This is a genomic window from Massilia timonae (assembly GCF_001866515.1).
Lineage (GTDB): Bacteria > Pseudomonadota > Gammaproteobacteria > Burkholderiales > Burkholderiaceae_D > Telluria > Telluria timonae.
Genome location: NZ_JRYB01000001.1, coordinates 1,500,009 through 1,522,921, shown reverse-complemented (window position 1 = coordinate 1,522,921; position 22,913 = coordinate 1,500,009). Strand labels below are relative to the sequence as shown.

The following is a 22,913-nucleotide window of genomic DNA, read 5'->3' as shown; positions in this document are numbered from 1 at the left end:
GTTCTCGCGAACCGCGGGCTTTTCACATTGCTTCAGGCGTCGGCGCTGACCCGCAGGAAGGTCTCGAACATCAGCACCGACCACAGCGGGGTGCTGTAGTCCTTGCTGCCGGCGATGTGCTGTTCGACCATCTCGCGCAGGAAGCGCTCGTTGAACATGCCGGTGTCGAGCAGCAGCGGCGACAGCGCCGCCGCGCGCAGCTTCTCGCGCAGCGGGCCGCGCAGCCAGGCCGCCAGCGGAATCGAAAAACCCTTCTTGGCGCGGTACAGCACGTCGTGCGACAGGAACGGCTCGAGCGACTTCTTGAAGATGTACTTGCCTTCGCCGCCGCCCAGCTTGATGTCGGGCGGCAGGGTCGAGGCCCATTCGACGAAGGTATGGTCCAGGAGCGGCACCCGCACCTCGAGCGAGTGCGCCATGCTGGCGCGGTCGACCTTGGTCAGGATGTCGCCCGGCAGCCAGGTCTTGAAGTCGAGGTACTGGATCAGCGACAGCGGATCGTCGGTCGGCGAATTGGCCGCGTGTTCGTGGAATACCTGGATCGCCTCGTAGCCCTGCAGCTCGCGCTTGAAGCTATCCGAGAACAACTGGGCCCGGATCCGGTCCGGCATGCGCGACACGCCGTGGAAGTAGCCCTCCACCGTGTCGCGCGCCAGCGCCTCGAAGGTGGTCTTGGCGCGGAACATGCGCGGCGCCCAGTCGGCCTTCGGATACAGCCGGCCCAGGGTGCCGAACACGGGCTTGCGCAGCCCGGCAGGCACCTTGTCGCGCACGCGCTGCTCGGCCATCGCGAAGCGGTAGCGGCGGTAGCCGGCGAAGCTCTCGTCGCCGCCGTCGCCCGACAGCGACACGGTGACGTGCTTGCGCGCCAGCTGGCACACGCGGTAGGTCGGGATCGCCGAACTGTCGGCGAAGGGTTCGTCGTACAGCCGGCCCAGGGTGTCGATCAGGCCGTAGTCGTCCTTGTCCACGACCTGGGCGTGGTGGGTGGTGCGGTAGCGCGTGGCGACTTCATTCGCGTACTTCGATTCGTCGTACTCGGGGTCGTCGAAGCCGATCGAGCAGGTGACCACCGAATCGGGATTCTGCTGCGCCATCATCGCCACCACCGCGCTCGAATCGACGCCGCCCGACAGGAAGGCGCCGAGCGGCACGTCGGCCACCATCTGGCTCTGCACGCATTCCTGCAGGCGCGCCGTCAGTTCCTGTTCGATTTCCTGCATCGGGCGCTGCGGGGCGCGCTGGAACGGGATGTCCCAGTACTGCTCGGGTTTCACCTCGCTGTCGCCGGCCTTCAGCGTGATGCGGTGGCCCGGCGCCAGCTTGAAGGCGCCGTGGAAGATGGTGTGCGGTTCCGGCACGTAGCCGAAGGCGAAGTAATCCTCGACCGCGCGCGGGTTGAGCTTGCGCGACAGTTCGGGGTGGGTCATGACCGATTTCAGCTCGGAGCCGAACACGAACAGCCCGTTCGGCAGCAGCGCGTAGAACATCGGCTTGACGCCGAGGTGGTCGCGCGCCAGGAACAGCGTCTGTTTTTTCCGGTCCCAGATGGCGAAGGCGAACATGCCGCGCAGGCGCTGCAGGCAGTCCTGGCCCCAGGCCTGGTAGGCGTGCAGCAGCACTTCGGTATCCGACTTGGTGCGGAAGGCGAAGCCGAGCGCGACCAGCTCGTCGCGCAACGCGCGGTAGTTGTAGATCTCACCGTTGAACACCATCACCACGTCGCCCTGGGCGTTGCGGATCGGCTGCTGGCCGCTGGCCAGGTCGATCACCGACAGCCGGCGGTGGCCCATGCCGAGCGCCGTTTCCAGATACAGCTCGCCTTCGTCCGGGCCGCGGTGGTGCTGGCTCTCGTTCATGCGGCCCAGCGCCGCGCGGTCGATCTCGCGAGTTCCCTGGGTATCAAAAATGCCGACGATTCCGCACATGCTCGTTCACTTCCTGCGTTGTTGGGTATTCAAGGGTTGATGCAGCCGGGCCGGCGCCTTGCGCGCGAGCAGGCCGTCGTACAGCGCCATATAGGCGCGCAGCATGGCGTCCATGCTGTATTGCTCTTCGATGCGCGCGCGCGCGGCGGCGCCGTGGCGCGCCTTCAATGCCGGGTCTTGCACGTAGCGCGCCAGCGCCTCGGCCAGGGCATCTACTTCGACCGGCACCAGCAGGCCGTGCACGCCGTCGGCGACCACTTCCGGGATGCCGCCGACGTTGGAACACACCGATGGCAGGCCGCACGCCATCGCCTCCAGCAGCGAGACCGGCGTGCCCTCGGCCAGCGAGGGCAGGGCGAACACGTCGAAACCGTGCAGCAGCTCGGCCACGTCGGCGCGCGCGCCGGGCAGCCAGACGGCGTCCTGCAGGCCGGCCGCTGCCACCTGCTCGCGGATCGCGCCCAGCAGCGGGCCGTCGCCGACGATGGTGAGTTTCAGGCGTGCGCGCAGGGCGGGCAGGCGTTCGCGCAGCAGGGCGAAGGCAGCCACCAGGCCGCGGTGATTCTTGACGTCCTGCACCCGCGCCACCGCGCCGATCACGATATCGTCAGGCCCCCAGGGCGCGGCGGTGATCGCATCCGCGCGCGGCGCGTAGCGTTCGGTGTCGACGCCGTTCTTGATCGGGTGGTTCTTCGCTCGCGGGATGCGGACCACGTCGTCCAGCCAGCGCTGCAGGTCATCGGACACCGGGATATAGCGGTCGATGAAGGGCGCCAGGCGACGGCGTAGGAAATTGTGTTTCTTGTTCAGGCCCTGCGGGTCGGAGGCGTCGCGGCCATGCTCGGCATGGATCCGCACCGGCACCCCGGCCAGGGCCGCGGTGAAGCAGAATTCCATCGCCGCCAGGTTGTAGGTGTGCAGGATGGCCGGACGCAGGCGCCGCATCAGCTTCCAGAAGTCGACGTGCACTTGCACGCCGTTCCCGGGCGGCTTGTTCAGGGCGAACAGCTCGACCCCGGGTTGGGTGATGCGCTGGGCGAACTCCGAGTAACGCGTCAGGCAGACCACCGCATGCCGGTATTTCTCCGGCGGCAGGCGGTTGATGCAGTCGACCAGCAGCGTTTCCAGTCCGCCCACGTCGAGCGAGTAGACCAGGTGCACGACCAGGGGCCGCTGCGCGTTCAGGACCGACAGCTCGCTATGCATGGTCGTGACCGTCAATGGGTGCGCGCATGGTCCAGCGCGCGTTCGACCGCCTGGCCCTGGCCGGCCAGGAAGGCGCGCAGGGCGGCGCGCGCGGCTTCCGGATTGTCGCGCACCGGCGCCGACAGCAACACCACGGCGCCGTCGTCGCCGCGGAAGCGCAGCTTGGCCTGGGCCTGCAGCAGCTTGCCGACGTAGTTATTGGCCGTCAGGTGGCCGTCGATCGACATCCATTGCCACACCAGGATCTGGCCGGTCGGTCCGTTCAGACGGGTCTCGCGCAGGGTCAGCGGCTGGCCGTCCAGGGTTTCGCTGCGCAGCGCGCCGCCGACGGCATGCCAGGCGTCGTCCGAGGTGGCCAGGGTGTTGACGGAGCTGATCAGGGCCTTGCCGTTGCGCTGGTTGCGGTAATACATGATGTCGAGCGCGACCGGCGGCATGCTTTCGCTGTTGCGGAAGGTGGCGCGGTAGGTCGCGTCCGGGTTGACCCAGCGCGGGGTCCAGTCGGCGAACGGCGCCACCTGCGGCCAGCCCACCGCCACCGTGGACAGCTGGACCGGTTGCGGATTGAGGTTGGCGGCGTCGTTGTAGCGCGCGAAGCCCGGCCACAGCGCGGTGAGCGCCACCACAGCGGCGCACATCGCCGCCATGCGGACCGTCGAGGCCGGCGCCGGGTTGCCCGCCATGGTGGCTGCGGCCACCGGCGTGGATGCATTGGCGACTGCCGGTTCGTCGTCGTCGCGCCAGAAGCTGCCGACCCAGAACATCAGCAGCATCACCAGGCCGAAGAACACCCAGCCATAGATCAGGTGGTCGACGCCGGTGGCCAGCTCCATGCCGGACAGGTGGCCGATCATCACGATCATGTAGGCGCGCAGGCCGTTGGCGACGATCGGCACCACGATCGACACCGCCACGAACAGCAGGCGCTTCGCGGTGGAGCGGTAGGTCAGGTAGGCGTACAGGCAGCCCAGGGTGAACGACGAAATCAGGTAGCGCACGCCGCTGCAGGCTTCCACCACCGACCAGGAGCCGGTCGGCAGCTCGAAGCGGGTGCCGTTGCGCAGCACCGGGATGCCGGTGGCCTGGACCGCCCACACGGTGAAGTCGGCGGTGAGGTTGATCAGGGGGCCGACGAAGACTTCGCCGAACGGCACCGCCAGCAACAGGAAAAGAAGAGGAAAAGCCAGTGCCCCCGCCAGGCGCGGGCCCAGCATGGCCAGCGCGATCACCGGGAACATCGACACGAAGGCGTACTGCATCACCACCTGCACCTCGCCCATGCGCGCCAGCAGCCAGCCGGCGCCCAGCATGGCCAGCAGCAGCAGGGCCGGGGCCCAGGGCCGCGCCGGCACCGCGTTGAACACCGCGCGCCGGCGCCAGATCAGCCACAGGCTGATCGGCAGGATCGCATAGCCGTGGGCGAAGGTCTCGGAACTGTTCCAGATCGCGACCAGCGACCCGGCGGTGCCGAGGTAGAGGAAGAAGGGCGCCAGCAGCGCGAGCGCGATCAGCATCGCGCTCGAGGGCGCCAGCGGGGCGGTGGCGGCGTGCGGCGCGGCGCCGGCCAGGTCCTTGGGTGGGTTCACGAGCATTCCAGTCGCTCCTCGATGCAGGCCAGGTTGCTCGGCCAGCTGTAATGATGTTCGACCCGCGCCCGAGCGGCGCGGCCCATCTCCCGGTTGTCGCGCGCCAGCAGCGCACCCAGGGTTTCGATCCACGCCGGGGCGCCGTCGGCCACGGCCAGTTCCTGGTCCGGCACCGCATCGATGCCTTCCAGCGCCTGCGGCGAGACCACGGTCGGTGTGCCCATGGCCATCGCTTCGAGCACCTTGTTCTGGATGCCGCGCGCGATGCGCAGCGGCGCCACCGCCAGCGTGGCGTGGCGGATGTAAGGCCGCACGTCGGGCACGGTGCCGGTCACGGTCACGCCGGGCAGCTGGGCCAGGGCCTGGACCTGCGGATTCGGGCGCGAGCCGACGATGTAGAAGCGCAGCGCAGGATCTTGCGCGGAAAGGGCCGGGAACACGTCGTCGCAGAACCACTGCACGGCGTCGACGTTGGGCCAGTAATCCATGGCGCCGGTGAACACCAGCGCCTTTTCGCCCGCTGCGTAGGGGCTGGCCAGCGCGTGCTCGGGCGAGAAGTAGTCGGTGTCGACCCCGTTGCTGAAGTGGCCGATGCGCGCCACGCTCTCGGGCGCCAGCTGGCGGAACAGGTCGGCCTCGGGCTTGGAGACGAACAGCGAAGCGTCGTACTGGCTGGCCACCTGGCGCTCGTAGCGCAGCAACTGGCGCGCCTCGTGGCGGTACAGCCAGCTCATGGGCCACGACTTCTTGTCGGCGTACTGGCGCCATTTGTCCGAGTCGACGTCGCAGAAGTCGATCACGCGGCGCGCGTCGCGGATGCCATCGACGTATTGCGCCATCGGCGACGAGAACACCATCACGCGCTTGATGCCGTGCGCGGCCACGGTCTGCTCGACCCAGCGCGCCATGCCAGCATCCTGATAGTAGTCCAGCGACAGCGAGCGGTTCTTGACCAGCGCGCCCAGGCTGCGCACGCGCGCCAGCAGGGGATTCAGGGCCGCGAAATGGCTGCTGGCGCACATCGCCTCGACGGTGGGCACGTGCTGCCAGTCGTCGGCGTCGTCGACGAAGGTCGCCAGGTGCACCCGGTAGTCGCGCGCCAGGTGCTTGAGCAGGTTGTACGAGCGGATCTTGTCGCCCTTGTTGGGCGGGTAGGGGATCCGGTGGATCAGCAGCAGCAGGTCTTGCACGGCATTACCCCAGGTTGCGCACGATGTAGGGACCCAGGAAGTTCGCCACCGGCAGCGGCAGCTTCTTCCACATCTTGATGAACAGCTGGTACTTCGGGTTCAGCGGATTGTTGTCCGGCAGCTGGGTCGATGCGTAGAGTTTGTATTCATACGGCAGCGGCTCGGCCGTGAAGCCCCAGTTCTTCTTGAAGTCGTAAGCGCCGGTGCCCAGCTTGCTGCGGCCGAAGTCGAACAGGCGGCAGCCGCGGGCGCTAGCGGCCTGCATCAGGTTCCAGTACATGAAGTCGTTGCCGGCCACGCTACGCGCCAGGTCGGTGCCGCCGCCGTAGTAGGGCACCACCTCGTCGCGCCAGTAGAACGACAGCACTGAGCCCACCAGGCGGTCGTCTTCGGTATAGATGGTGCGCACTTCGCACTCGTCGCCGAAGGTCTGCTGCAGCAGGGCGAAGTATTTTTTCGGGAACACCGGGGTGCCCAGGCGCAGCACGCTGGTGGCGTAGGCCTCGAACATGCGGTCGACGTTGTCCTCGACCACGCCTTTCAGGCCCAGCTTGATCCCCTTGCGCACCATCGCGCGCTGCTTGCGCGGGATGGCGTTCATATTGGTCTCGTCGTCGCCCGTGATCTCCTTGCGGAAGGTGACGTACAGTTCCTTGGTGTGCCAGGAGTCGTCGCCCGGATGGGCGCGCTGCATGCCGCGGTACTCCAGGTGGCCCACGCCCAGCTTCTTCGCGAGCTGGTCGGCCGCGTCGTCGAGCAGCAGGCGCGCGCCGTCGTCGACCGCGGCCACGCCGCCATACACGCAGAACGGCATCGCGCCCAGCGAGTGGCCGAACAGGCGGCTCTTGATCTCGGCCAGCGGCAGCACGCCCTGGATCTGCCCGTCCTGCTCCACGTAGTAGAACCAGGTCTTGATGCCGAACGACTGCTCGATGACTTTCTGCCAGCCCGACAGGTGGAAGAAGGTGGCGCTGGGGCAGGCGCGCACGAAAGCGTCCCAGCGGGCTGCGTCCTGCGGCTGCATCAGGCGCAGGGTCTGGGCGGCGGCGGCGGCGGCCGGCATGGCGCGCTTGGCCTGCGCCGCTTCGATGATCGAGTTCATGGCTTGTCCAGGAAGATGCGGTCCATGCGGTCCCACTTGAAGTCGCGCGCCAGCTGTTCCAGGCGCCGCTCCATGCGGTCGATATTGACGTAGTGGCGGAAGCGCGCCTTGGCGCCCAGGCCTTCGGGGCGCGGCTGGCCGGGATCGACTTCCCACGGGTGGAAGTAGAACAGGGCCGGCTCGCCGTCCTCGCGGTTGACCTTTTCCATCATCCAGCGCGACAGGGCGTAGGGCAGCAGGCGGAAGTAGCCGCCGCCGCCGGCCGGCAGGTTGCGGCCCGCCATCTTGACCGTGGTGATCGGCACTTCGAGCAGGCCGTCCGGACCGTTCGGATAGAAGGCGAAGCGCGGCGCGTCCGGCATGCCGTAGTGGTCGTGGGCGATCGGATAGATGCTCGAGCTGTACTTGTAGCCGGCCTCGTGCAGCGCGTCCAGCGCCCACAGGTTGGCGTGGCCGATCGAGAAGCTCGGCGCGCGGTAGCCGACCACGGCCTGTCCGCCGATGTCTTCCAGCAGCGCCTTGCTCGACCGGATGTCGTTGTCGAATTCGGCCCGGCTCTGGTCCGAGGCGCGCAGGTGGCCGTAGCCGTGGCTGGCCAGTTCGTGGCCGGCGGCGACGATCCGGCGCACCATGGCGGGATAGCGCTCGGCGATCCAGCCCAGGGTGAAGAAGGTCGCGCGCACGCCGTGGCGCTCGTACAGCGCCAGGATGCGTTCCATATTGGCCTCGACCCGGCATTCGCGGGTCGGCCAGCTGGCGCGGTCGATGTAGGGGGCGAAAGCCGAGACCTGGAAATAGTCCTCGACGTCGCAGGTCATCGCATTGCGGATCTTCTCGCCGGGCGCTGGACGCGGCCGGGCTGCGGGAGCGGTCATTTTCATTGCCGGGTTCCTGAACTGTTATTCCTGGTTGTCCACGTGGCGCGGGGCCGCACCAGGTGGGGTGGCGGCGATCTTTTTCAAGATCGACAGCACCGACACGATCGATTTTTCGAGGCGCATCATGCGTTCGTCGAGCTGCTCGACGCTGGCGCTGCGCCGTTCTCCATGCTGCAGCTCGTGCTGGCCGGAGGTCGCGCGCATCGACGCCGGCTCCGGCTCGCCCAGTCCATCCGGGGCCTGGAACTCGTCCGAGATGTCGCGCACCACTTCCTCGATGTGGGCGCCGCCGAATCCATGCAGTTCTTCGAGGTAGCCCATCAGCAGCACGCGGTCCATCAGCGTGTTGGTCTTGCGCGGAATGCCGCCGCTGTAGGCGTAGATCGCGGCGTGGGCGGCGTCGTCGAACGACGGGTCGCCCTTCCAGCCGACCGTGGCCAGGCGGTGCTCGACGTAGGCGCGGGTTTCCTGCGCGTCCATCGGTCCCAGGTGGTAGCTGGCAATCACGCGCTGGCGCAGCTGCTGCATGGTGGGGCTGTGCAGGGTGGCGCGGAACTCCGGCTGGCCGAGCAGGAAGGTCTGCAGCAGCGAGCGGTCGTCGGTCTGGAAATTGGACAGCATGCGCAGCTCTTCGACCGTGCGCGCGTTCAGGTTCTGGGCTTCGTCGATCACGAGCAGGGCGCGCTTGCCCTGGCGGTCGACGGAACGTAAAAACTGCTCGAGGCGATTGAGCAGCTCGGCCTTGCTGGCGCCCTCGTAGGGCAGGCCGAAGGCGGAGACTACCATGCGCAGCGTGTCTTCCGGATCGAGGCTGGTGTTGACGATGTGCGCCGCGATGATCTGGTCGAGCGGGATGCGGCCCAGCAGGTTGCGCACCAGCGTGGTCTTGCCGGCGCCGACCTCGCCCGTGATGACGATGAAGCCCTCGCCCTGCGACAGGCCGTAATCGAGGTAGGCCATGGCGCGCTTGTGGCCCTTGGAACCGAAAAAGAAATGCGGGTCCGGGCGGAGCTGGAAGGGCTTGGCCGACAGGCCGTAATAGGATTCGTACATCGTGGTTCCCTGGGTCTGTTGCGCTTAAAACGTCTTGAACAGGCTGGCCGAAATGGCGTTCTCGGTGTAGGTGCCGGCGTTGAAACGGTCGCCGCTGCGACGGCGCAGGTCGACCGATCCGATGGTCTCGCCGAAACGGCGCGACACGCCGAGCTGGAACACGCGCTGGGTGCTCTTGTAGCCGCGGTCGCGCGACTCGCTTTCGTCGATGTCGTAGCGGGCGGTCAGGTTCGAACGCGAGTTCAGCCGGTAAGTGTAGTTCGCTTCGAAGCCACGCTGGCGCACGTTGTCGCTGTAGCGGCCCTGCTGGCTGCCCAGCAGCGGGCTGTCGCTTTGCTGGTCCGAGATCGCGCTGCGGTCGCTGGCATGGGCCGACAGCACCGCGCTGCTGCGGCCCTTGCGGTACACCATCGATGCCTGCAGCCGCTTCTGGCGCATGAAGCGGTTGCTCAGGTAGTTGATGCTGTCGGACAGCGATGGCGGCAGGCCGGTCTGGTCGATATAGGCCTGCACCACTTGCGCGCGCACTACCGGATCCGGGTAGGCGGTGGAAAACATGCGGTCGAGCAGGCCCGCGGTGTCGATCGTCGACGGCAGCGTGAACTGCTGGCGCGACGTCGTGATGACGTCGTTGTAGCTCACGTTCCAGCTGGTGTGGCGGCTGCGGTGCAGGGCCATCAGGTTGCCGGTGTTGCCATAGAAGTGGCGGCCGGCGGTGGCCTGCAGGCTGGTGCGCGAGGACGGCGTCCAGGCGAAGCCGAGCGACCAGTTGGCGCCTTGCTCGCCGCCGCCCAGTCCCTCGAACTCGTAGCGGTCGTAGCCGGCGTTGGCCAGCAGCGAGAAGCGGCCGTTGACCATGTAGCGCAGGTTGGTGGCCAGCATTTCGCTCGAGGAGTCGCCATAGCGCCCGCCGTTCAGGTCCTGCTTGGTGTAGGTGACGCCCCAGCCGACGGTACGGAAGGCGGGGCCGTTCACCAGCGAGGCCAGCAGGGTGTTGCCGCCGGTGCGCCGAAAGCCGATATTGTCGCCGCCACCGACCGAGTCGCGCGTGAAGCGCAACTGGCCCGCGGCGGTGCTGCCGAAATTCTTCAGCAGGTAAGGGCTGATGCTCCAGGTATCGATGTCGGTACGGTTGGCGTTCGAATACTGGTCGTTGGTGATGCGCGGACCGAAGGCCGAGATGTTCTGCTGGCCGCGCGACGCGGTGGCGTCGACGTACAGCAGGTCTTGCGCCAGTTCGCCGCGCAGGTTGGCGCGGTAGCTGCGCCGCACGCTCGACACGCTGTCGTTCTCGCCGTCGCCGAAGGAACCATCGCGGTTGCGCTTGTCGCTGTCGTGCAGGTAGGCGAACGTATGCAGCTGGGCGCTGGCGTTCACGGTCAGGCGCCGGGTCTGGTTGCTGAGCTTGAAGCCGGGCGATATCTGTGTGATCAGGTCGCTGTACGCGAGTTCGTCTTCCGTCAGGTTGACGTTATCGGTCCAGGTCTCGGCCACCTTCAGGGTCGGCGTCACACGCCAGTCGGCGTGGGCCGGCAGGGCGGCCAGCAGCAGCACCGCCGCCGCCAGCGGCGTCAGGACGGGCATCCGGCGTCCCGGCATGCGCCGCGAGCGGATGACGGCGGATTCTTTAGCCGTAGTGATAGTCATACGTTTCTTCGATGCCGGGGATATCCCTGGTCTTGTTATAGACGAGATTGACGTTGCTCATGCCTTCGAGCTGCTGCAGCGATTCCTTGACCGCATGCTGGGTCGTGGTCTGGGCTTCCACCACCACCACGATCTGGCCCATGTGGCTGGCCAGCACGCGCGCCTCGGTGGTCAGCATCAGCGGCGGCGAGTCGAAGATGATGACGCGGTCCGGATAGCGGTTGGCCAGTTCGGTCAGCATGGCGGCCATCGTCGAGCTGGCCAGCAGCTCGGTGGCGGCGTTGGAGGTGGCGCCGGCCGGCAGCAGCGCCAGGGTGTCGACGTTGGTGCGCAGGATCACGTCCGGCAATTGCAGCGCGTCGTCGACCAGGATGTCCATCAGGCCGCGCTGGGCCGGCAGGCCGAGCGTGCGCAGGACCGACGGACGCGCCACGTCGGCGTCGACCAGCAGCACGGTGTGGTCGAGCTCCATGGCGATGCTCATCGCCAGGTTGATCGCGCAATAGGTCTTGCCTTCGCCGGGCAGCGAGCTGGTGATCATGATCAGGTTGGCCGGGTTGTCCTTCGGACCGCGCTCGGCAAAGGCGCGCTTGAGCAGCGGGCGCTTGATGATGCGGAATTCTTCCAGCAGGTTGGTGCGGCCGCCGGCGGCGGTGACCATGCCCAGCTCGCGCATGCGGCCCAGGTCGAGTTCGACACGGCGGGTGCGCGCCGGGGCGGGCGCGGCGTCCGCGGCCAGGTCCGGCGTCGGGGCCGGCGCGACCGGCACGTCGACCAGCACGGCGGCCGGTGCTTCGACCAGTGGCGGCTCGGCCGGCACGATGCTGGCGGCGGGATTGACGGGGGCGGCGTTCTGGCGCTGCTGGTCGATGCGGCTGGCGGCTTTTTCGATAATGCTCACATTTACTCCTTATTGGCCATCCGGCCTTACATCGCGGGGCGGACCAGGATGGCGGCGACGCCGGCGCCATAGGCGCCGAACAGCAGCAACACCGAAGCGGCAAGGGCGACCAGGCGGCGCTTGCGCAGCACGGTCTGTTCGGAGGTCCAGTTCATGCTCACCGAACCCAGGACCGGCAGGCCGGTGGCCTCGCGCAGGGTTGCCTGGCTGAGGAAGGTCGGGCGCAGTTGGCTCAGCAGCAGGGCGCCGGCCAGGCCGGCGGCGAGGGCGCCGACGAACACCAGCGAGAACAGCTGCAGGCGGTTCGGACCGGTCGGCACGGCCGGCGCGATCGGCGGATCGATCACGCGGAAGGTCAGCATGTCGGTGACCGAGGACACCTCGCCCGACAACTTGGCCGATTCGCGTCGCTCGACCAGGCGCTGGTAGTTCTGGCGGTTGACTTCGTAATCGCGGTTGAGCTGGGCCAGCTGGGCTTCGACCTCCGGCACCAGTTCGCTCTGGCCGCGCAGGCGCGCCACGCGGGCGCTGTATTCGTTCACGCGTGCCCGCAGCGAAGCGACGCGCGCCTCGGCGTCGGACAGCTGCACGGTCAGCTGCTGCAGCATGGGACTGAAGCTGGCGCCCGGGTCCGAGCTCTGCACGGGATTCTTGGCCGCATCGGCGCGGCGCTCCATCAGCTGCTCGAGCAGGCGGCGGTTGGCGACGATGTCGGGGTGCTGTTCGGTGTACTGGGTACGCAGGCTGTCCAGGTTCTTGTTGACGGCAGCGATGCGTTCGTCCAGCGCCGGGTCGCGCAGCACCGGGGCGCCGGCGCCGCCCTTGTAGTCGCCCGACATCCTGCTGCGGATCGCATTGCGCGCCTGTTCGGCCTCGGCCAGGTCGAGCTGCGCCTGGTTCAGGGCTTCGGTGGCTGACATCAGGCGCGCGCCGTAGTCGGCGCCGGCGCGCGGCAGCATGCCCATATTCTTGATCTTGAATTCCTTGAGCGAGTTCTCGGCCGCGGCCAGGCGTTCTTCATAGCTGCGGATCTGTTCGTCGATGAACTGGACCGCCTTTTCGGAGTCCTGCTTCTTGCCGGCGAAGCTGCCCTCGACGAAGATCGTCAGGAAGGCCTGTACCACGTCCTTGCTCTCGCGCGCGCTGGTGCCGGTGTAGCTGATGGTATAGATGTTCTCGCGGCCGGTGCCGGCCATCTTGAGCTTGTCGATCATGTCGTCGACCAGCCTGTCGAATTCCTTGGGGGTACGCGTGCGGGAGTCGAGGTCGAGCTCGCGCGCCACGCGCTCGACGTTCGGGCGGCTCATCAGGGTGCGGCGCATGAACTGCACCTGCTGGTTCAGGTTCGGCAGGGTGGTCATGCCCGACAGCAGGGGCTTGAGTATGGTCTGAGTGTCGACGTAGACGCGCGCCGACGCCTCGTACTGATTGGGGAGCGAATACACCACCCCCCAGCCGGCCAGCGCCACCACCCAGGTGATGACGACTGCATGCCAGCGGTACTTGCCGATGGCTTTGAGGAGGTGAAGAATCTGGGTTGTGATTTCAGCCATCGTGTCGATCTCGTCGGTCAGGGCCTGGGCTGCAGGCTCAACAAATAAACAATGTGCATGATCGCTTGTACCCTAATCAATTGCAATTGAGGGTTAAGGGATGCAGCGATTCGTGGTCACCGATGCCATCGGTTTGCAACACATGTTCCGCACTGCAATAAGAAGATGTTAAACAAATTGCATCATGCCAGTTGTTGCATTATCGCAAACATCTGAAGAATTCGCATGTTGTATTTCGCTAAACGAATCCACCTATCCGCCGGGGTTCGGTTCGTGGCCCTACAGGCCGCGCGGTTCTTCAAATAGTTGCTGAAATTCAAAGAAGCTTATTGTAATGTTTAAAAATGGAAAGGGGCCGTACGATTGCCTCAGCTCTGTTACAACTACCTCAAGATTGTGAAGGTTTGATGACGCGAAGACTATTTTCAAAACGCCTGGCCGCCGGCGCGCTGCTCTGGTGGGCGGGAGCCGGTCTGCAGGCGGCGACCCTGCCGCAGACGGTGGCGGCGGTCAAGCCGTCTATCGTGGGCGTCGGCACGCAGCTGCAGACGCGCAGCCCGGCGATCGTGTTCAGCGGCACCGGCTTCGTGGTCGGCGACGGCCTGAGCGTGATCACCAATGCCCACGTGGTGCCGGACAAGCTCGATGCGGCGCGCATGGAGCAGCTCGGCGTGGTGCTGCCGGACGGCGCCGGGGTGCGCTTCCGCCCGGCCCAGCTGGTGGCCCTGGACCGCGAGCACGACCTGGCTCACCTGCGCCTGGAAGGCGCGCCGCTGCCGGCCCTGCGCCTGGGTGACGCGGACAGGGCGGTCGAGGGCCAGGACCTGGCCTTCACCGGCTTTCCGCTTGGCATGGTGCTGGGCCTCCACCCGGCCACCCACCGCGCGCTGCTGGCTGCGATCACGCCGGTGATGCAGCCTTCGCTCAGCGCGCGCCGCCTCGATGCGCGCGCCGTGGCCCGGCTGCAGCGCACGCCGTTCAGCATCTACCAGCTCGACGGCACCGCCTATCCGGGCAACAGCGGCTCGCCGTTGTACGACCCCGCGACCGGGGAAGTGGTGGGCGTGATCAATATGGTGTTCGTGAAAGGCTTGAAGGAATCGGCGATCTCGACCCCCAGCGGCATCACCTACGCCATTCCGGTGCGCCACGTGCGGGAATTGCTGAGCCGCTAGCATCGGTGGGCGGCGCGCGCTGGCGTACGGCAGCAACACGCAAGTATTTCAATTGTGCATGGCTTGTCGCCACGCCGGTCTGCGCTACAATAGCGCAGGCCGTGATGGCGAAATTACAATTTTTGATTCACGTCGAACACTATTCCACCAGGGATGGCCGGTAGGCGCGAAGGGGATGAACGCGATGATGACGAAGACCATGAAGAACCTGTTGGCAACCGGCGCCGCCGCTTGCATGCTGCTGCTGGGCGGCTGTTCCACTCCGGTACCTCCCAGCACCGCCGCGCTGGCGCCGGTCAACCCGGACTATCTGATTGGACCGGGCGATGCCGTCAACATCATCGTCTGGCGCAATCCGGAAGTGTCGATGTCGGTCCCGGTGCGGCCGGATGGCAAGATCACGACTCCGCTGGTCGAAGACCTGCCGGCAGCCGGCAAGACTTCGACCCAGCTCGCGCGTGACATCGAGCAGGCCCTGGCCCAGTTCATCCAGCAGCCGGTGGTCACCGTGGTCGTGACCAACTTCGTCGGCAACTTCAACGAACAGATCCGCGTGATCGGCCAGGCGGCGCGCCCGCAGGCGCTGCCGTATCGTCGCGAGATGTCGCTGATGGACGTGCTGATCGCGGTGGGCGGCGTCACCGAGTTTGCCTCGGGTAACAAGGCCAGCATCGTGCGCACCGTCGAAGGCAAGCAGGAAAAAATCAATGTGCGTCTCGACGACCTGATCAAGGATGGCGACATCTCGGCCAATGTCATGATGCGTCCAGGCGACATCCTGGTCATTCCAGAGAGCTTCTTCTAAGCCCGTTCATCCTGCCCGACCGGCCCTCGCGCCGGTCGTCTTCCCCCTGGCGTTCGCCACGGCGGCGCCTTGCCGCACAACCGGTCACCACCAGTGCGCCGGTTACTTTCTTCAAGACATATTGTCCCCGCGCGCCGCAGTGCCTGCTGAAGCTGCTATCGTCCACCATGCGGTGACATTCAAAATGTCAAAGTATTAAATACTCCTAGTTAATACAATTGATAATTTGTAATTTATAATGCTATGATGATCAGGAATGCCGCCGTCACTCGACGTGCCGGACTGCCTGGAGAATGACCATGATCGAGACATTAGCGCCGGCCTCCTTCTGTGCCGGCCCAGGCGACGACGAGGTCGCCGCTTCCGACGGACCCAGCATCATCGACGTCGCCATCAACGAGCGCGTGTTCGGCATCCGCGCGGCCGACATCGATTCACAGCGCAATTCCGCCAGCATGCTCATCAGTAAGATGTATTCCTGGCGCGGCTACAGCGGCAACCATCAGGTGCACAGCGACCCCAACCGGATCACCTTGACGGCATCCGACCACGGCCAGGTGTTCGGCACGCTGAGCCTGGGCCTGGATTCCGAGATCGGCTTGCTGGCCGACCAGGTGTTCAAGGATTGCATCGATGTGCGGCGCAGCGACGGGCGGGTGTGCGAGATCACCAAGCTGGCGGTCGACCCGGCAGTCAAGTCCAAGGCGGTGCTGGCCTCGCTGTTCCACGTGGCCCTGATCTATGCGCGCGACCTGAACGGCTGCAAGGATATCTTCATCGAAGTCAATCCGCGTCATCGCCGCTTCTACGAAGCGATGCTCGGCTTCCAGACCGTGTGCGAGTCGCGCCCCAATCCGCGGGTGCAGGCGCCGGCGGTGCTGCTGCGCGTCGACACCGCCTTCGGCACCGAACAGGTGGAGAAATGGGGCGGCATGCAGGACCGCGCGGTGGGCGAGCGCTCGCTGTTTCCGTGGTTCTTCTCGCCGCGCGAAGAGGCCGGCATCATCAACCGCCTGCGCCAGCTGGGCTGAGCTGCCCGATCCTCGCTTGCCTGCAGTTCATTAACGACCTATATTTTCCGCTTCTATCCAATCACGAGGACGCTCCATGACGACCGGTAAGACCAGGGATGAAATCGCCGAAGCCTATTCATCCGAACCGTGGTGGTACGACCTGCGCGGCTTTTTCATTCTCACCTTCGCCTATAACAGCACGATCGGCACCCAGATGCGCTTCTTCGGGCCGAATTTCGGACCCGACCACCTGGAGGTGGCCTGCGGCACCGGCACCCTGCTCGAGATGGTCCTGAACTGGCGCCGCCGCCGCAAGCTGCCGCCGGTCAAGGTGACCGGCATCGACTACGCCCCGTCGATGCTGGCCGGCGCCAAGCGCCGCTTCGCCGGCAATCCGCAGGTCGAGGTCCAGCATGCCGACGCGGCCCAGCTGCCGTTCGCCGACAACCGCTTCGACACCGCCAATATCGCCAACTCGATCCACTGCTTCCCGACGGTCGACGGCGCCTTGCGCGACATCTTGCGCGTGCTCAAGCCGGGCGGGACGCTGGCCGCCAACGTGCTGCTGTATCCGTCCGGTTTCGCACCGCTGCGCTGGGCGGCGCAGAAGATCAATGACTGGGGCATCCGCAAGGGCATCCTGTACAGCCCCTTCCACGTCGAGGAGCTGCGCGCCAAGGTGCTGGCGGCCGGCTACGAGGTCGCCAGCGAATTCACCTCCGGAAATACCTGGAATGTAGTGCTGCGGAAACCCCTGTAGGACAAGACCGACAGCGCCATGAGAATTTCTTAAACGGGGCTGTCGGAATCTTTTACAGTGTTGTAATTTCTTCTACGAAATACTGACTTAAGTATTTGATTTTAAAAGAGTTGAGTTTGCTGGCACGATGGTTGCTTACATAGAGGTCGTTAGCACGAACCCTACAACCAGGAGATCCAAGATGAAAGCAGTTTCGAAGACCATTATCGCTTGCGCAATCGCTGCCACCTCGATGTTCGGCGCCGCCGCCCACGCTGACAACTTCAACCCGTTCACCGTGGAATACGACGGCCGTGAATTCACCGCCGACAAGATCACCGGCAACTACAACGAGATCGCGACCTTCAACACCGACGGCACCTTCAACGTGTCGCTGGTGTGGAACGCCGGCCAGTTCGTCGGCAACGGTGGCACCACCCCGGTCACCCGCACCGGCCTGAACAACGACTACGGCCTGTACGCGCTGTACACCGCATCCGGCACCTTCGGCGTTGAAAACGGCAGCAACGTGTTCCGCTTCAACGAAGGCAGCGGCCGCCTGGCGATGTACCTGGACGCCAACCTGGACTCCACCTTCACCATGCCAAGCACCGGCGCCACTCCGGTCTCCGTGGGCAACGACGGCGACGACCTGCTGCTGGCCGAAGGCGATCCGCTGTCGGGCTTCGGCGTCCTGGATCCAACCCTGCCGACCTGCGGTCCTAGCGGCATCAACTGCGGCAGCTTCGGCGCGAGCTCGAGCTTCGGCCTGGTTGGTTTCGGCATGGAATTCTTCACCTCGCCTAACCCGTTCTACAACCTGTCGTTCCAGTCGGGCCAGCTGAACAACTTCGACCCGGTCGGCACCCAGGAAATCAACGGTTCGCTGGACGTGGTCTTCAGCAACGCCGAAGTGCCTGAGCCGGCATCGGTCGGCCTGCTGGGCCTGGGCATGCTGGGTCTGTACGCCGCCCGCCGCCGCAACAAGAACGCTGCTTGATAACGACGGGCCTGCTTGGCAGGCCTGACGTCAGCAGCTCGAATAAAGCCACTGCCGGAGCGATCCGGCAGTGGCTTTTTGACGTCAGGGAAGCCGCCGGCCGGCGGCAGCGCTCAGCGTCCGGCCGCCGCCATGCGCGCGAACTGGCGCCGCCCGATCACCAGCATCAGCTGCTGGATCGGATGGCGGTTGCCACCGGGCCGCCAAGTGCGCTTGAGTTTGTTGCGATAGGCGTCGAACTGCATGCCCCAGGGCGCCGCCAGCACGTCGCCGCGGCCGAGCAGGATCTTGAGCGCCTCGGTGGCGCACACCCCGGCGCACAGCTGGCAAGCCATGATGGTCGATGGGCCGCGCCGCTCCGCCAGGTTGACCGATCCCGGCACCATCAGATAAGGCCGGTGCAGGCCGGCGGGGGCCAGTCCGACCACGAAACGGATCGCCTTCTCCTGCTCGGGCAGGTCGCCCCAGCCGAAATACTCTTCGAAGGTCATCTTGCCGGGCATGAAGTTGAGCAGGGCCGTTCCCATGCCCAGCGGCGCGCCGGTGGTGGCCGGGATGCCGAGCCGGGCGCAGGCGGCGAAAGTCTGCTGGCGCGCGTCGAAAGCGAAGAAATCGAGCGCGTCGACGTACAGGTCGACCCCCGCCAGGAAGGCGTCGAGATTGTTCTTGTGCACGCCGTCCGGAAAGATCTCGATCTCGATCTCGGGATTGATGTCGCGCGCCATGCGCGCCAGGACCTCGGCCTTGGGCTGGCCGACCGTCGACATCATGGCCCCGACCTGGCGATTGAAATTGGCGATGTCGAAACTGTCGAAATCGGCGATGTGGAAGCGGCTCACACCCAGTCGCGCAAGGGTCAGCAGGTGCACGCCGCCGACCCCGCCGCCGCCGGCAATGGCGACGCGCTTGCCACGTAATTGCTGCTGTTCGGCTTGCGTCACCCAGCCGATATTGCGCGAGAAAGCCTGTTCGTAGTTGAACGGTTTATTCATTGGTTCAGAAAAAAGTGGGGAACAAGAGCCCGGCCTCATGCCGGATGCGATTCGTCCATGCGCAACAGGCGATTGATAATGCCACGCTCTTCGCGTGGGGAAAAGAAATATGGATAGAACGAGCGCTCCTCGGTCTCGCCGTCGGCGGCCCAGGTGCCGCCGAAACGGTCGATCTGTTCGGTGACGAAGGCCAGGTTCACGCGCAGCAGGTAGGCCGGCGCGTCGACCCGTGGATTGATCTTGAGTTCGCCTTCCTTGCGAAAACCCAGCATGCGCTCGTAGAAGCGGCGGTGACGCGGATTGACCTCGATCACGATGTCGGTGCAGCCATGCATGTCGCGCGCGTAGATCACGGCCAGGTGGAACACATTGGCCAGCGCGGTCTTGGAACGCACCGAAGGGTCGAAGGCGAACTTGGTGAACTCGCACAGTTTCGCGCCGCGCTGGCGGTGGGCGTCGAGTTCGTCCTTGAAGATTTCGTCGGCCATCAGGCCGACCTCGGAATCGATGCCGATGCTGAGCGTGCCGACCACGTCGCCCTTGTCGGTGGCGGTCAGGGTGATGCGGTTGGGGTCGCTACTGGGCTGGTGATTTCCGCCGTAGCCGCGCCAGGCATACATCCTGTTGATCAGCATACTGGCCGTGTTACGACCGTCCGACGTATCGGTAAGCCGGATTCCGTACGAATCGTCGTCCACGATAAACATCCTCATTTAGGAGAACGTTATCTTATCGCGACATTAATAAATCCAGCGTTCGATAGGATGAGGCCGCGAGCCTTTACTGATGGGAAGAAGGGCGCCTCAACGGGTGCGCCGCGGGACCGGGCCAGGTCCCGCGGCGAAGGCCCCGCTTACAGGGTCTTGAGCAGCGCGCGCGCCTCGTCGGCGTGGGCGAACGGCGCGTTCGACCCCAGCAGTTTGTCGAGCTCGCGGCGTGCGCCGGCCTTGTCGCCGCTCTTGTGCAGGGCCTGCGCCAGGTGGTAGCGGATCTCCATCGAGTTCGGCGCCTGGCTGCTGGCCTTCTGCAGCAGCGGCAAGCCGCGCGCGGTGTCGCCTTGCTCCACCAGCACCCAGCCCAGGGTATCCATCACGCCCGGGCTGTCGCTGGCGAGCTTGTACGCCTTCTCGGCGGTCGCCAGCGCGCGCGAGTCCTTCACCTGCTGGTAGGCCCAGGCCAGGTTGTTCAGCACCAGCGGATGCTCGGGAGCGCGCTTCTGCGCGTTCTCGAGCCTGGCGATGGCGCCCTTGTAGTCCTTGGACGCCAGGTTGAGCTCGGCGACCAGCAGCGAGACACGCACGTCTTCCGGCTGGGCGGCCAGCCAGGCCTGGCCGCGCGCCAGCGCTTCCTTGCTCTTGCCGCCGGCCTGCATGGCCTGCATCACCTTGACCGTCAGTTCCGACGAGCGCGCCATGGCCAGGCCTTTTTCATAGGACTGCTGGGCCTGGGCAAATTTCTGCTGCGACATCAGCACGTCGCCTTCGATGACGTGGCCGACCGGCGCCTTGGGCGCCGCCTTCTGCAGCTCGCGCGCCACCGCCAGCGCCTCGTCGGGACGCTTGCCGCGCAGCGCCAGGTCGACCTGCATCAGGCGCGCCGGCACGAAGTCGGGCTGGAGGTCGACCGCGCGCTTGAGGTGGGTGGCGGCCGCCGATTCGTTCTTCAGCGCCAACTGCACCTGAGCCAGGCGCAGCTGGGCGCCAGGCGCCTTCGGCAGCACGTTGACCAGCTTGCTGTAGGTGTCGAGCGCGCCGTTCAGGTCCTTGTTCGCGGCCTGCGACTGGCCGAGCAGTTCCAGCACGCCGGCATCGGTCGGATGCGAGGTCTGGAGCTTGCGCGCCAGCGCCAGCGCCTTGGGCGCCTGCCCGGTGGCCAGGTAGTGCGCGCCGAGCTTGAGCGAAGGCGCGGTGGCGTTCGGATTGGCTGCGCTGGCCTTCTCGAACCAGCTCGTGGCCTCGGCCTGGTTCTTTTGCAGCATGGCCAGTTCGCCCAGCGCCGTCATGGCCTCGACGTTGTCCTTGTTCTTGTCCAGGAAGGCGGTGAAGCGGGCCTTGGCGGCATCCGGCTTCTTGTCCTGCACGTCCAGGCGCGCCAGGTTGGTCACCGCCGGCAGGAAGCTCGGCTGCAGCGACAGCGCCTTTTCGAAGGCGGCGCGCGCTTCCGCGTGCTTGTTCTGGACCATGTAGACGGCGCCCTTGAGCTGCTGCACTTGCGCACTGTCAGGTTGCTGTTTTTCGAGCGCATTGACGGCGGCCAGGGCCTTGTCGTAGCGCTTCATATTGATCTCGGTCTGGACCAGGGCCATGGTCGCCTGCAGCGATTTCGGATCGAGCGTGGCGGCCATCTCGAGGTCGCTCAGGGCGCGCGCCTGGTCGCCCTGGGCCAGGCGCGACAGGCCCAGCGAGGTGCGCACCGCGGCCGCCTCCGGCGCCAGGGTGGCGGCCTGCTGCAGGTAGTTGGCGGCCTTGTCGAAGTCGCGCACCTGCATGTACGATTCGCCGGCCAGGGCCAGCAGCTGGGCATCCTGTGGCGCATCCTTCAGGGCCGGCGCCAGGGTGGCGGCGGCATCGGCCGGCTGCGAATTCTTGAGCTGGGCCTGGGCCAGCAGCTTGCGCGCATAGACGTTGTTCGGATTGGCTTCCAGGTACTTGCGCAGATGCTGTTCGGCCTGCTGGGTGCCGCCCAGCTGCAGCTCGGAAGCGCCGGCCAGCAGGATGCTCGGATAATGGTTGGGCGCGACCTTGAGGATCTTCGCCAGCGCATCCCGCGCCGCCGAGTGCTTGCCTTGCGAGAATTCATATAGGGCGCGGGTGTACACCACCAGCAGGCTGCCCGGCGAATTCTTTTCCGCCGCCTCGACTTCCTTCTTTGCCGCGTCAAACTTGCCGCGCGCGATCTCGATATACGCTTTCTCGATGTGGGCGCCGCGGTGATCCGGCTTGAGCGCCAGCGCCTTGTCGTAGGCGCCCAGGGCTTCGTCCGGCTTGTTCATCGAGCGCAGCATCGCGCCCTGCATGATGAAGACTTCGGGATTCTTCGGATCCTTGGCCACCGCCTGGTCGACGTAGAGGAGGGCGGCGTCGCGCTCGCCGCGTACGGCGGACAGGCGCGCCAGGCCCATCAGGGCGTCGCCGGAATTGGCGTTCGCGGCCAGGGCCGCCTCGTAGGCCTGTTTCGCCTCGTCGGGCTTGCCGCTGCCCAGCAAGGCGTCGCCGCGCAGCGACAGCAGCGCGGCCGATTTGCCGGCCTTCTCGGGCGTGATCAGCTCCAGCACTTCCTTGAATTTGCCCTGCTGCGCCAGGGTGCTGCCCAGCAGCGGCAGCGCCCGCTCGTCGGCGATGCCGAGCGCGCGCGCGCGGCCCAGTTCCTTCTCGGCCGAGACGTTGTCGCCGGTCGACAGTTGCAGGGTGCCCAGCGCCAGGCGCGCCTCGCCGTCTTCCGGGCTGTTCGCCACGGCGTTCTTGAGCTGGATCAGGGCAGCCTTGATGTCGCCCTTCTGCTGGTATTCGGATGCTTCCGCCAGCAGGGTTTCGGTCGACTGGGTCCGGTTGCAGCCGGCCAGGCCGACGGTCAGGAGGGCGCCGGTCAGGAGGGCGGCGGTGAGTTTGAGCTTGGTGGGATGGCGCGGCATGTGGAATTCCTCAGGCAGTGGAGACGGTCGTTTCGCTGGGTAAGCGAAATTCTCAACAACAAATCATACCTGAAGGAACCGCGCACCCAGTGTACAAACGGACACAGCTATTGCAAAACTTATTCGATGCGTGTTGCATGAATGTTGAAAAAATTACTACAGGGGAAAATTATCCCTCGCCGCTGCCGTCAAGGCCGGGGTCGCGGCGCAGCCGGCCCAGCAGGGCTTCGACGTTCTCGCCCACCGGCAGGCCGTGGCGCCGCAACAGCTGGACATGCAGCACCAGGTTTTCCAGCACCAGCTTGGCCGCCACGGCGAGCAAGGTCAGTGTGCGGTCTTCCTCGCTGAAATTCTCCATCGCCGCCGCCATCTCGCACAGGTGGTCGGCGACGATGGCGCGCATCTCGTCCTCGGGGAAGGGCAGGTCGGCGAAGTCGATCGGGTCTTCCCGTTCGACTTCGCGCATCAGGGCGGCGAGCTGGTCTGGCTGGATCGTCATGGATGGCTCCGTGGG

At 65.9% G+C, this 22,913-nt stretch carries 19 protein-coding genes; 5 read left to right on the top strand and 14 right to left on the bottom strand.

Going from position 1 to position 22,913, the window contains the following annotated elements:
• Positions 1–32: 32 nt before the first annotated feature.
• The 10 genes from LO55_RS06575 to LO55_RS06530 are packed head-to-tail and all read right to left on the bottom strand — an operon-like array spanning position 33 to position 13,044.
• The gene (locus LO55_RS06575) at positions 33–1,928 is read right to left on the bottom strand and encodes an XrtA/PEP-CTERM system amidotransferase (protein ID WP_071360885.1); all 1,896 of its coding nucleotides are present in this window, start codon (positions 1,926–1,928) and stop codon (positions 33–35) included.
• A gap of 6 nt (positions 1,929–1,934) precedes the next feature.
• Positions 1,935–3,134: a TIGR03088 family PEP-CTERM/XrtA system glycosyltransferase gene (locus tag LO55_RS06570; RefSeq protein WP_071363700.1), complete on the bottom strand. Its 1,200-nt coding sequence runs from the start codon at positions 3,132–3,134 to the stop codon at positions 1,935–1,937.
• A gap of 11 nt (positions 3,135–3,145) precedes the next feature.
• Positions 3,146–4,726, bottom strand: coding sequence for an exosortase A (gene xrtA / locus LO55_RS06565; protein WP_071360884.1), 1,581 nt, complete (start codon positions 4,724–4,726; stop codon positions 3,146–3,148).
• On the bottom strand, positions 4,717–5,910 hold the full coding sequence (locus LO55_RS06560) for a TIGR03087 family PEP-CTERM/XrtA system glycosyltransferase (protein ID WP_071360883.1): 1,194 nt from the start codon (positions 5,908–5,910) through the stop codon (positions 4,717–4,719). The genes xrtA and LO55_RS06560 overlap by 10 nt, the downstream gene beginning before the upstream one ends.
• A 4-nt stretch (positions 5,911–5,914) precedes the next feature.
• Positions 5,915–7,012: a FemAB family XrtA/PEP-CTERM system-associated protein gene (locus LO55_RS06555; protein ID WP_071360882.1), complete on the bottom strand. Its 1,098-nt coding sequence runs from the start codon at positions 7,010–7,012 to the stop codon at positions 5,915–5,917.
• Positions 7,009–7,893 carry an XrtA system polysaccharide deacetylase gene (locus LO55_RS06550; protein WP_071360881.1) on the bottom strand — a complete coding sequence of 295 codons (885 nt, stop codon included), beginning with the start codon at positions 7,891–7,893 and terminating at the stop codon, positions 7,009–7,011. Before LO55_RS06550 ends, LO55_RS06555 begins: the two co-directional genes overlap by 4 nt.
• A gap of 18 nt (positions 7,894–7,911) precedes the next feature.
• Complete coding sequence (locus tag LO55_RS06545) at positions 7,912–8,943, bottom strand: XrtA/PEP-CTERM system-associated ATPase (protein ID WP_071360880.1); 1,032 nt, start codon at positions 8,941–8,943, stop codon at positions 7,912–7,914.
• 24 nt (positions 8,944–8,967) lie between these two features.
• Complete coding sequence (locus LO55_RS06540) at positions 8,968–10,590, bottom strand: TIGR03016 family PEP-CTERM system-associated outer membrane protein (RefSeq protein WP_229410092.1); 1,623 nt, start codon at positions 10,588–10,590, stop codon at positions 8,968–8,970.
• Complete coding sequence (locus LO55_RS06535) at positions 10,571–11,491, bottom strand: XrtA-associated tyrosine autokinase (protein WP_071360878.1); 921 nt, start codon at positions 11,489–11,491, stop codon at positions 10,571–10,573. Before LO55_RS06535 ends, LO55_RS06540 begins: the two co-directional genes overlap by 20 nt.
• 26 nt (positions 11,492–11,517) lie before the next feature.
• Complete coding sequence (locus LO55_RS06530; protein ID WP_071360877.1) at positions 11,518–13,044, bottom strand: XrtA system polysaccharide chain length determinant; 1,527 nt, start codon at positions 13,042–13,044, stop codon at positions 11,518–11,520.
• A 407-nt stretch (positions 13,045–13,451) separates the two neighbouring features.
• Between LO55_RS06530 and LO55_RS06525 the strand changes: the two genes are divergently transcribed.
• The 5 genes from LO55_RS06525 to pepA all read left to right on the top strand — a co-directional run bounded on the left by LO55_RS06525 (position 13,452) and on the right by pepA (position 17,776).
• Positions 13,452–14,219, top strand: a complete 768-nt coding sequence (locus tag LO55_RS06525) for a S1 family peptidase (protein WP_071360876.1) — start codon at positions 13,452–13,454, stop codon at positions 14,217–14,219.
• 175 nt (positions 14,220–14,394) lie between these two features.
• Positions 14,395–15,024 carry an XrtA/PEP-CTERM system exopolysaccharide export protein gene (locus LO55_RS06520; protein ID WP_005663850.1) on the top strand — a complete coding sequence of 210 codons (630 nt, stop codon included), beginning with the start codon at positions 14,395–14,397 and terminating at the stop codon, positions 15,022–15,024.
• Positions 15,025–15,323: 299 nt separating this feature from the next.
• Positions 15,324–16,055 (top strand): GNAT family N-acetyltransferase, encoded by a 732-nt coding sequence (locus tag LO55_RS06515; RefSeq protein WP_071363699.1) that lies wholly within the window; start codon positions 15,324–15,326, stop codon positions 16,053–16,055.
• Positions 16,056–16,131: 76 nt separating this feature from the next.
• Positions 16,132–16,797: a class I SAM-dependent methyltransferase gene (locus tag LO55_RS06510; RefSeq protein WP_005663846.1), complete on the top strand. Its 666-nt coding sequence runs from the start codon at positions 16,132–16,134 to the stop codon at positions 16,795–16,797.
• Between the two features lie 181 nt (positions 16,798–16,978).
• Entirely contained in the window at positions 16,979–17,776 is a 798-nt protein-coding gene (gene pepA, locus LO55_RS06505; RefSeq protein WP_071360875.1) for a flocculation-associated PEP-CTERM protein PepA, read from the top strand.
• 113 nt (positions 17,777–17,889) lie between these two features.
• Here the strand turns inward: pepA and LO55_RS06500 are convergent, their stop codons facing one another.
• From LO55_RS06500 to LO55_RS06485, 4 genes are all read right to left on the bottom strand, one after another.
• Positions 17,890–18,768 carry a ThiF family adenylyltransferase gene (locus LO55_RS06500; protein WP_071360874.1) on the bottom strand — a complete coding sequence of 293 codons (879 nt, stop codon included), beginning with the start codon at positions 18,766–18,768 and terminating at the stop codon, positions 17,890–17,892.
• A gap of 35 nt (positions 18,769–18,803) precedes the next feature.
• On the bottom strand, positions 18,804–19,475 hold the full coding sequence (locus LO55_RS06495) for a GNAT family N-acetyltransferase (RefSeq protein WP_229410247.1): 672 nt from the start codon (positions 19,473–19,475) through the stop codon (positions 18,804–18,806).
• A gap of 146 nt (positions 19,476–19,621) precedes the next feature.
• A complete protein-coding gene (prsT, locus tag LO55_RS06490) occupies positions 19,622–22,399 on the bottom strand; it encodes an XrtA/PEP-CTERM system TPR-repeat protein PrsT (RefSeq protein ID WP_071360872.1) in 2,778 nt (925 codons plus the stop codon).
• 169 nt (positions 22,400–22,568) lie between these two features.
• Complete coding sequence (locus LO55_RS06485) at positions 22,569–22,898, bottom strand: hypothetical protein (RefSeq protein ID WP_071360871.1); 330 nt, start codon at positions 22,896–22,898, stop codon at positions 22,569–22,571.
• Positions 22,899–22,913: the final 15 nt, after the last annotated feature.

Excerpts from the sequence above, each read along its gene's own strand:
- LO55_RS06575 (WP_071360885.1), bottom strand. The coding sequence starts at position 1,928 with ATGTGCGGAATCGTCGGCATTTTTGATACCCAGGGAACTCGCGAGATC.
- LO55_RS06570 (WP_071363700.1), bottom strand. The coding sequence starts at position 3,134 with ATGCATAGCGAGCTGTCGGTCCTGAACGCGCAGCGGCCCCTGGTCGTG.
- xrtA (WP_071360884.1), bottom strand. The coding sequence starts at position 4,726 with ATGCTCGTGAACCCACCCAAGGACCTGGCCGGCGCCGCGCCGCACGCC.
- LO55_RS06555 (WP_071360882.1), bottom strand. The coding sequence starts at position 7,012 with ATGAACTCGATCATCGAAGCGGCGCAGGCCAAGCGCGCCATGCCGGCC.
- LO55_RS06550 (WP_071360881.1), bottom strand. The coding sequence starts at position 7,893 with ATGAAAATGACCGCTCCCGCAGCCCGGCCGCGTCCAGCGCCCGGCGAG.
- LO55_RS06545 (WP_071360880.1), bottom strand. The coding sequence starts at position 8,943 with ATGTACGAATCCTATTACGGCCTGTCGGCCAAGCCCTTCCAGCTCCGC.
- LO55_RS06540 (WP_229410092.1), bottom strand. The coding sequence starts at position 10,590 with ATGACTATCACTACGGCTAAAGAATCCGCCGTCATCCGCTCGCGGCGC.
- LO55_RS06530 (WP_071360877.1), bottom strand. The coding sequence starts at position 13,044 with ATGGCTGAAATCACAACCCAGATTCTTCACCTCCTCAAAGCCATCGGC.
- LO55_RS06525 (WP_071360876.1), top strand. The coding sequence starts at position 13,452 with ATGACGCGAAGACTATTTTCAAAACGCCTGGCCGCCGGCGCGCTGCTC.
- LO55_RS06520 (WP_005663850.1), top strand. The coding sequence starts at position 14,395 with ATGAACGCGATGATGACGAAGACCATGAAGAACCTGTTGGCAACCGGC.
- LO55_RS06515 (WP_071363699.1), top strand. The coding sequence starts at position 15,324 with ATGATCGAGACATTAGCGCCGGCCTCCTTCTGTGCCGGCCCAGGCGAC.
- LO55_RS06510 (WP_005663846.1), top strand. The coding sequence starts at position 16,132 with ATGACGACCGGTAAGACCAGGGATGAAATCGCCGAAGCCTATTCATCC.
- pepA (WP_071360875.1), top strand. The coding sequence starts at position 16,979 with ATGAAAGCAGTTTCGAAGACCATTATCGCTTGCGCAATCGCTGCCACC.
- LO55_RS06500 (WP_071360874.1), bottom strand. The coding sequence starts at position 18,768 with ATGAATAAACCGTTCAACTACGAACAGGCTTTCTCGCGCAATATCGGC.
- LO55_RS06495 (WP_229410247.1), bottom strand. The coding sequence starts at position 19,475 with ATGTTTATCGTGGACGACGATTCGTACGGAATCCGGCTTACCGATACG.
- prsT (WP_071360872.1), bottom strand. The coding sequence starts at position 22,399 with ATGCCGCGCCATCCCACCAAGCTCAAACTCACCGCCGCCCTCCTGACC.
- LO55_RS06485 (WP_071360871.1), bottom strand. The coding sequence starts at position 22,898 with ATGACGATCCAGCCAGACCAGCTCGCCGCCCTGATGCGCGAAGTCGAA.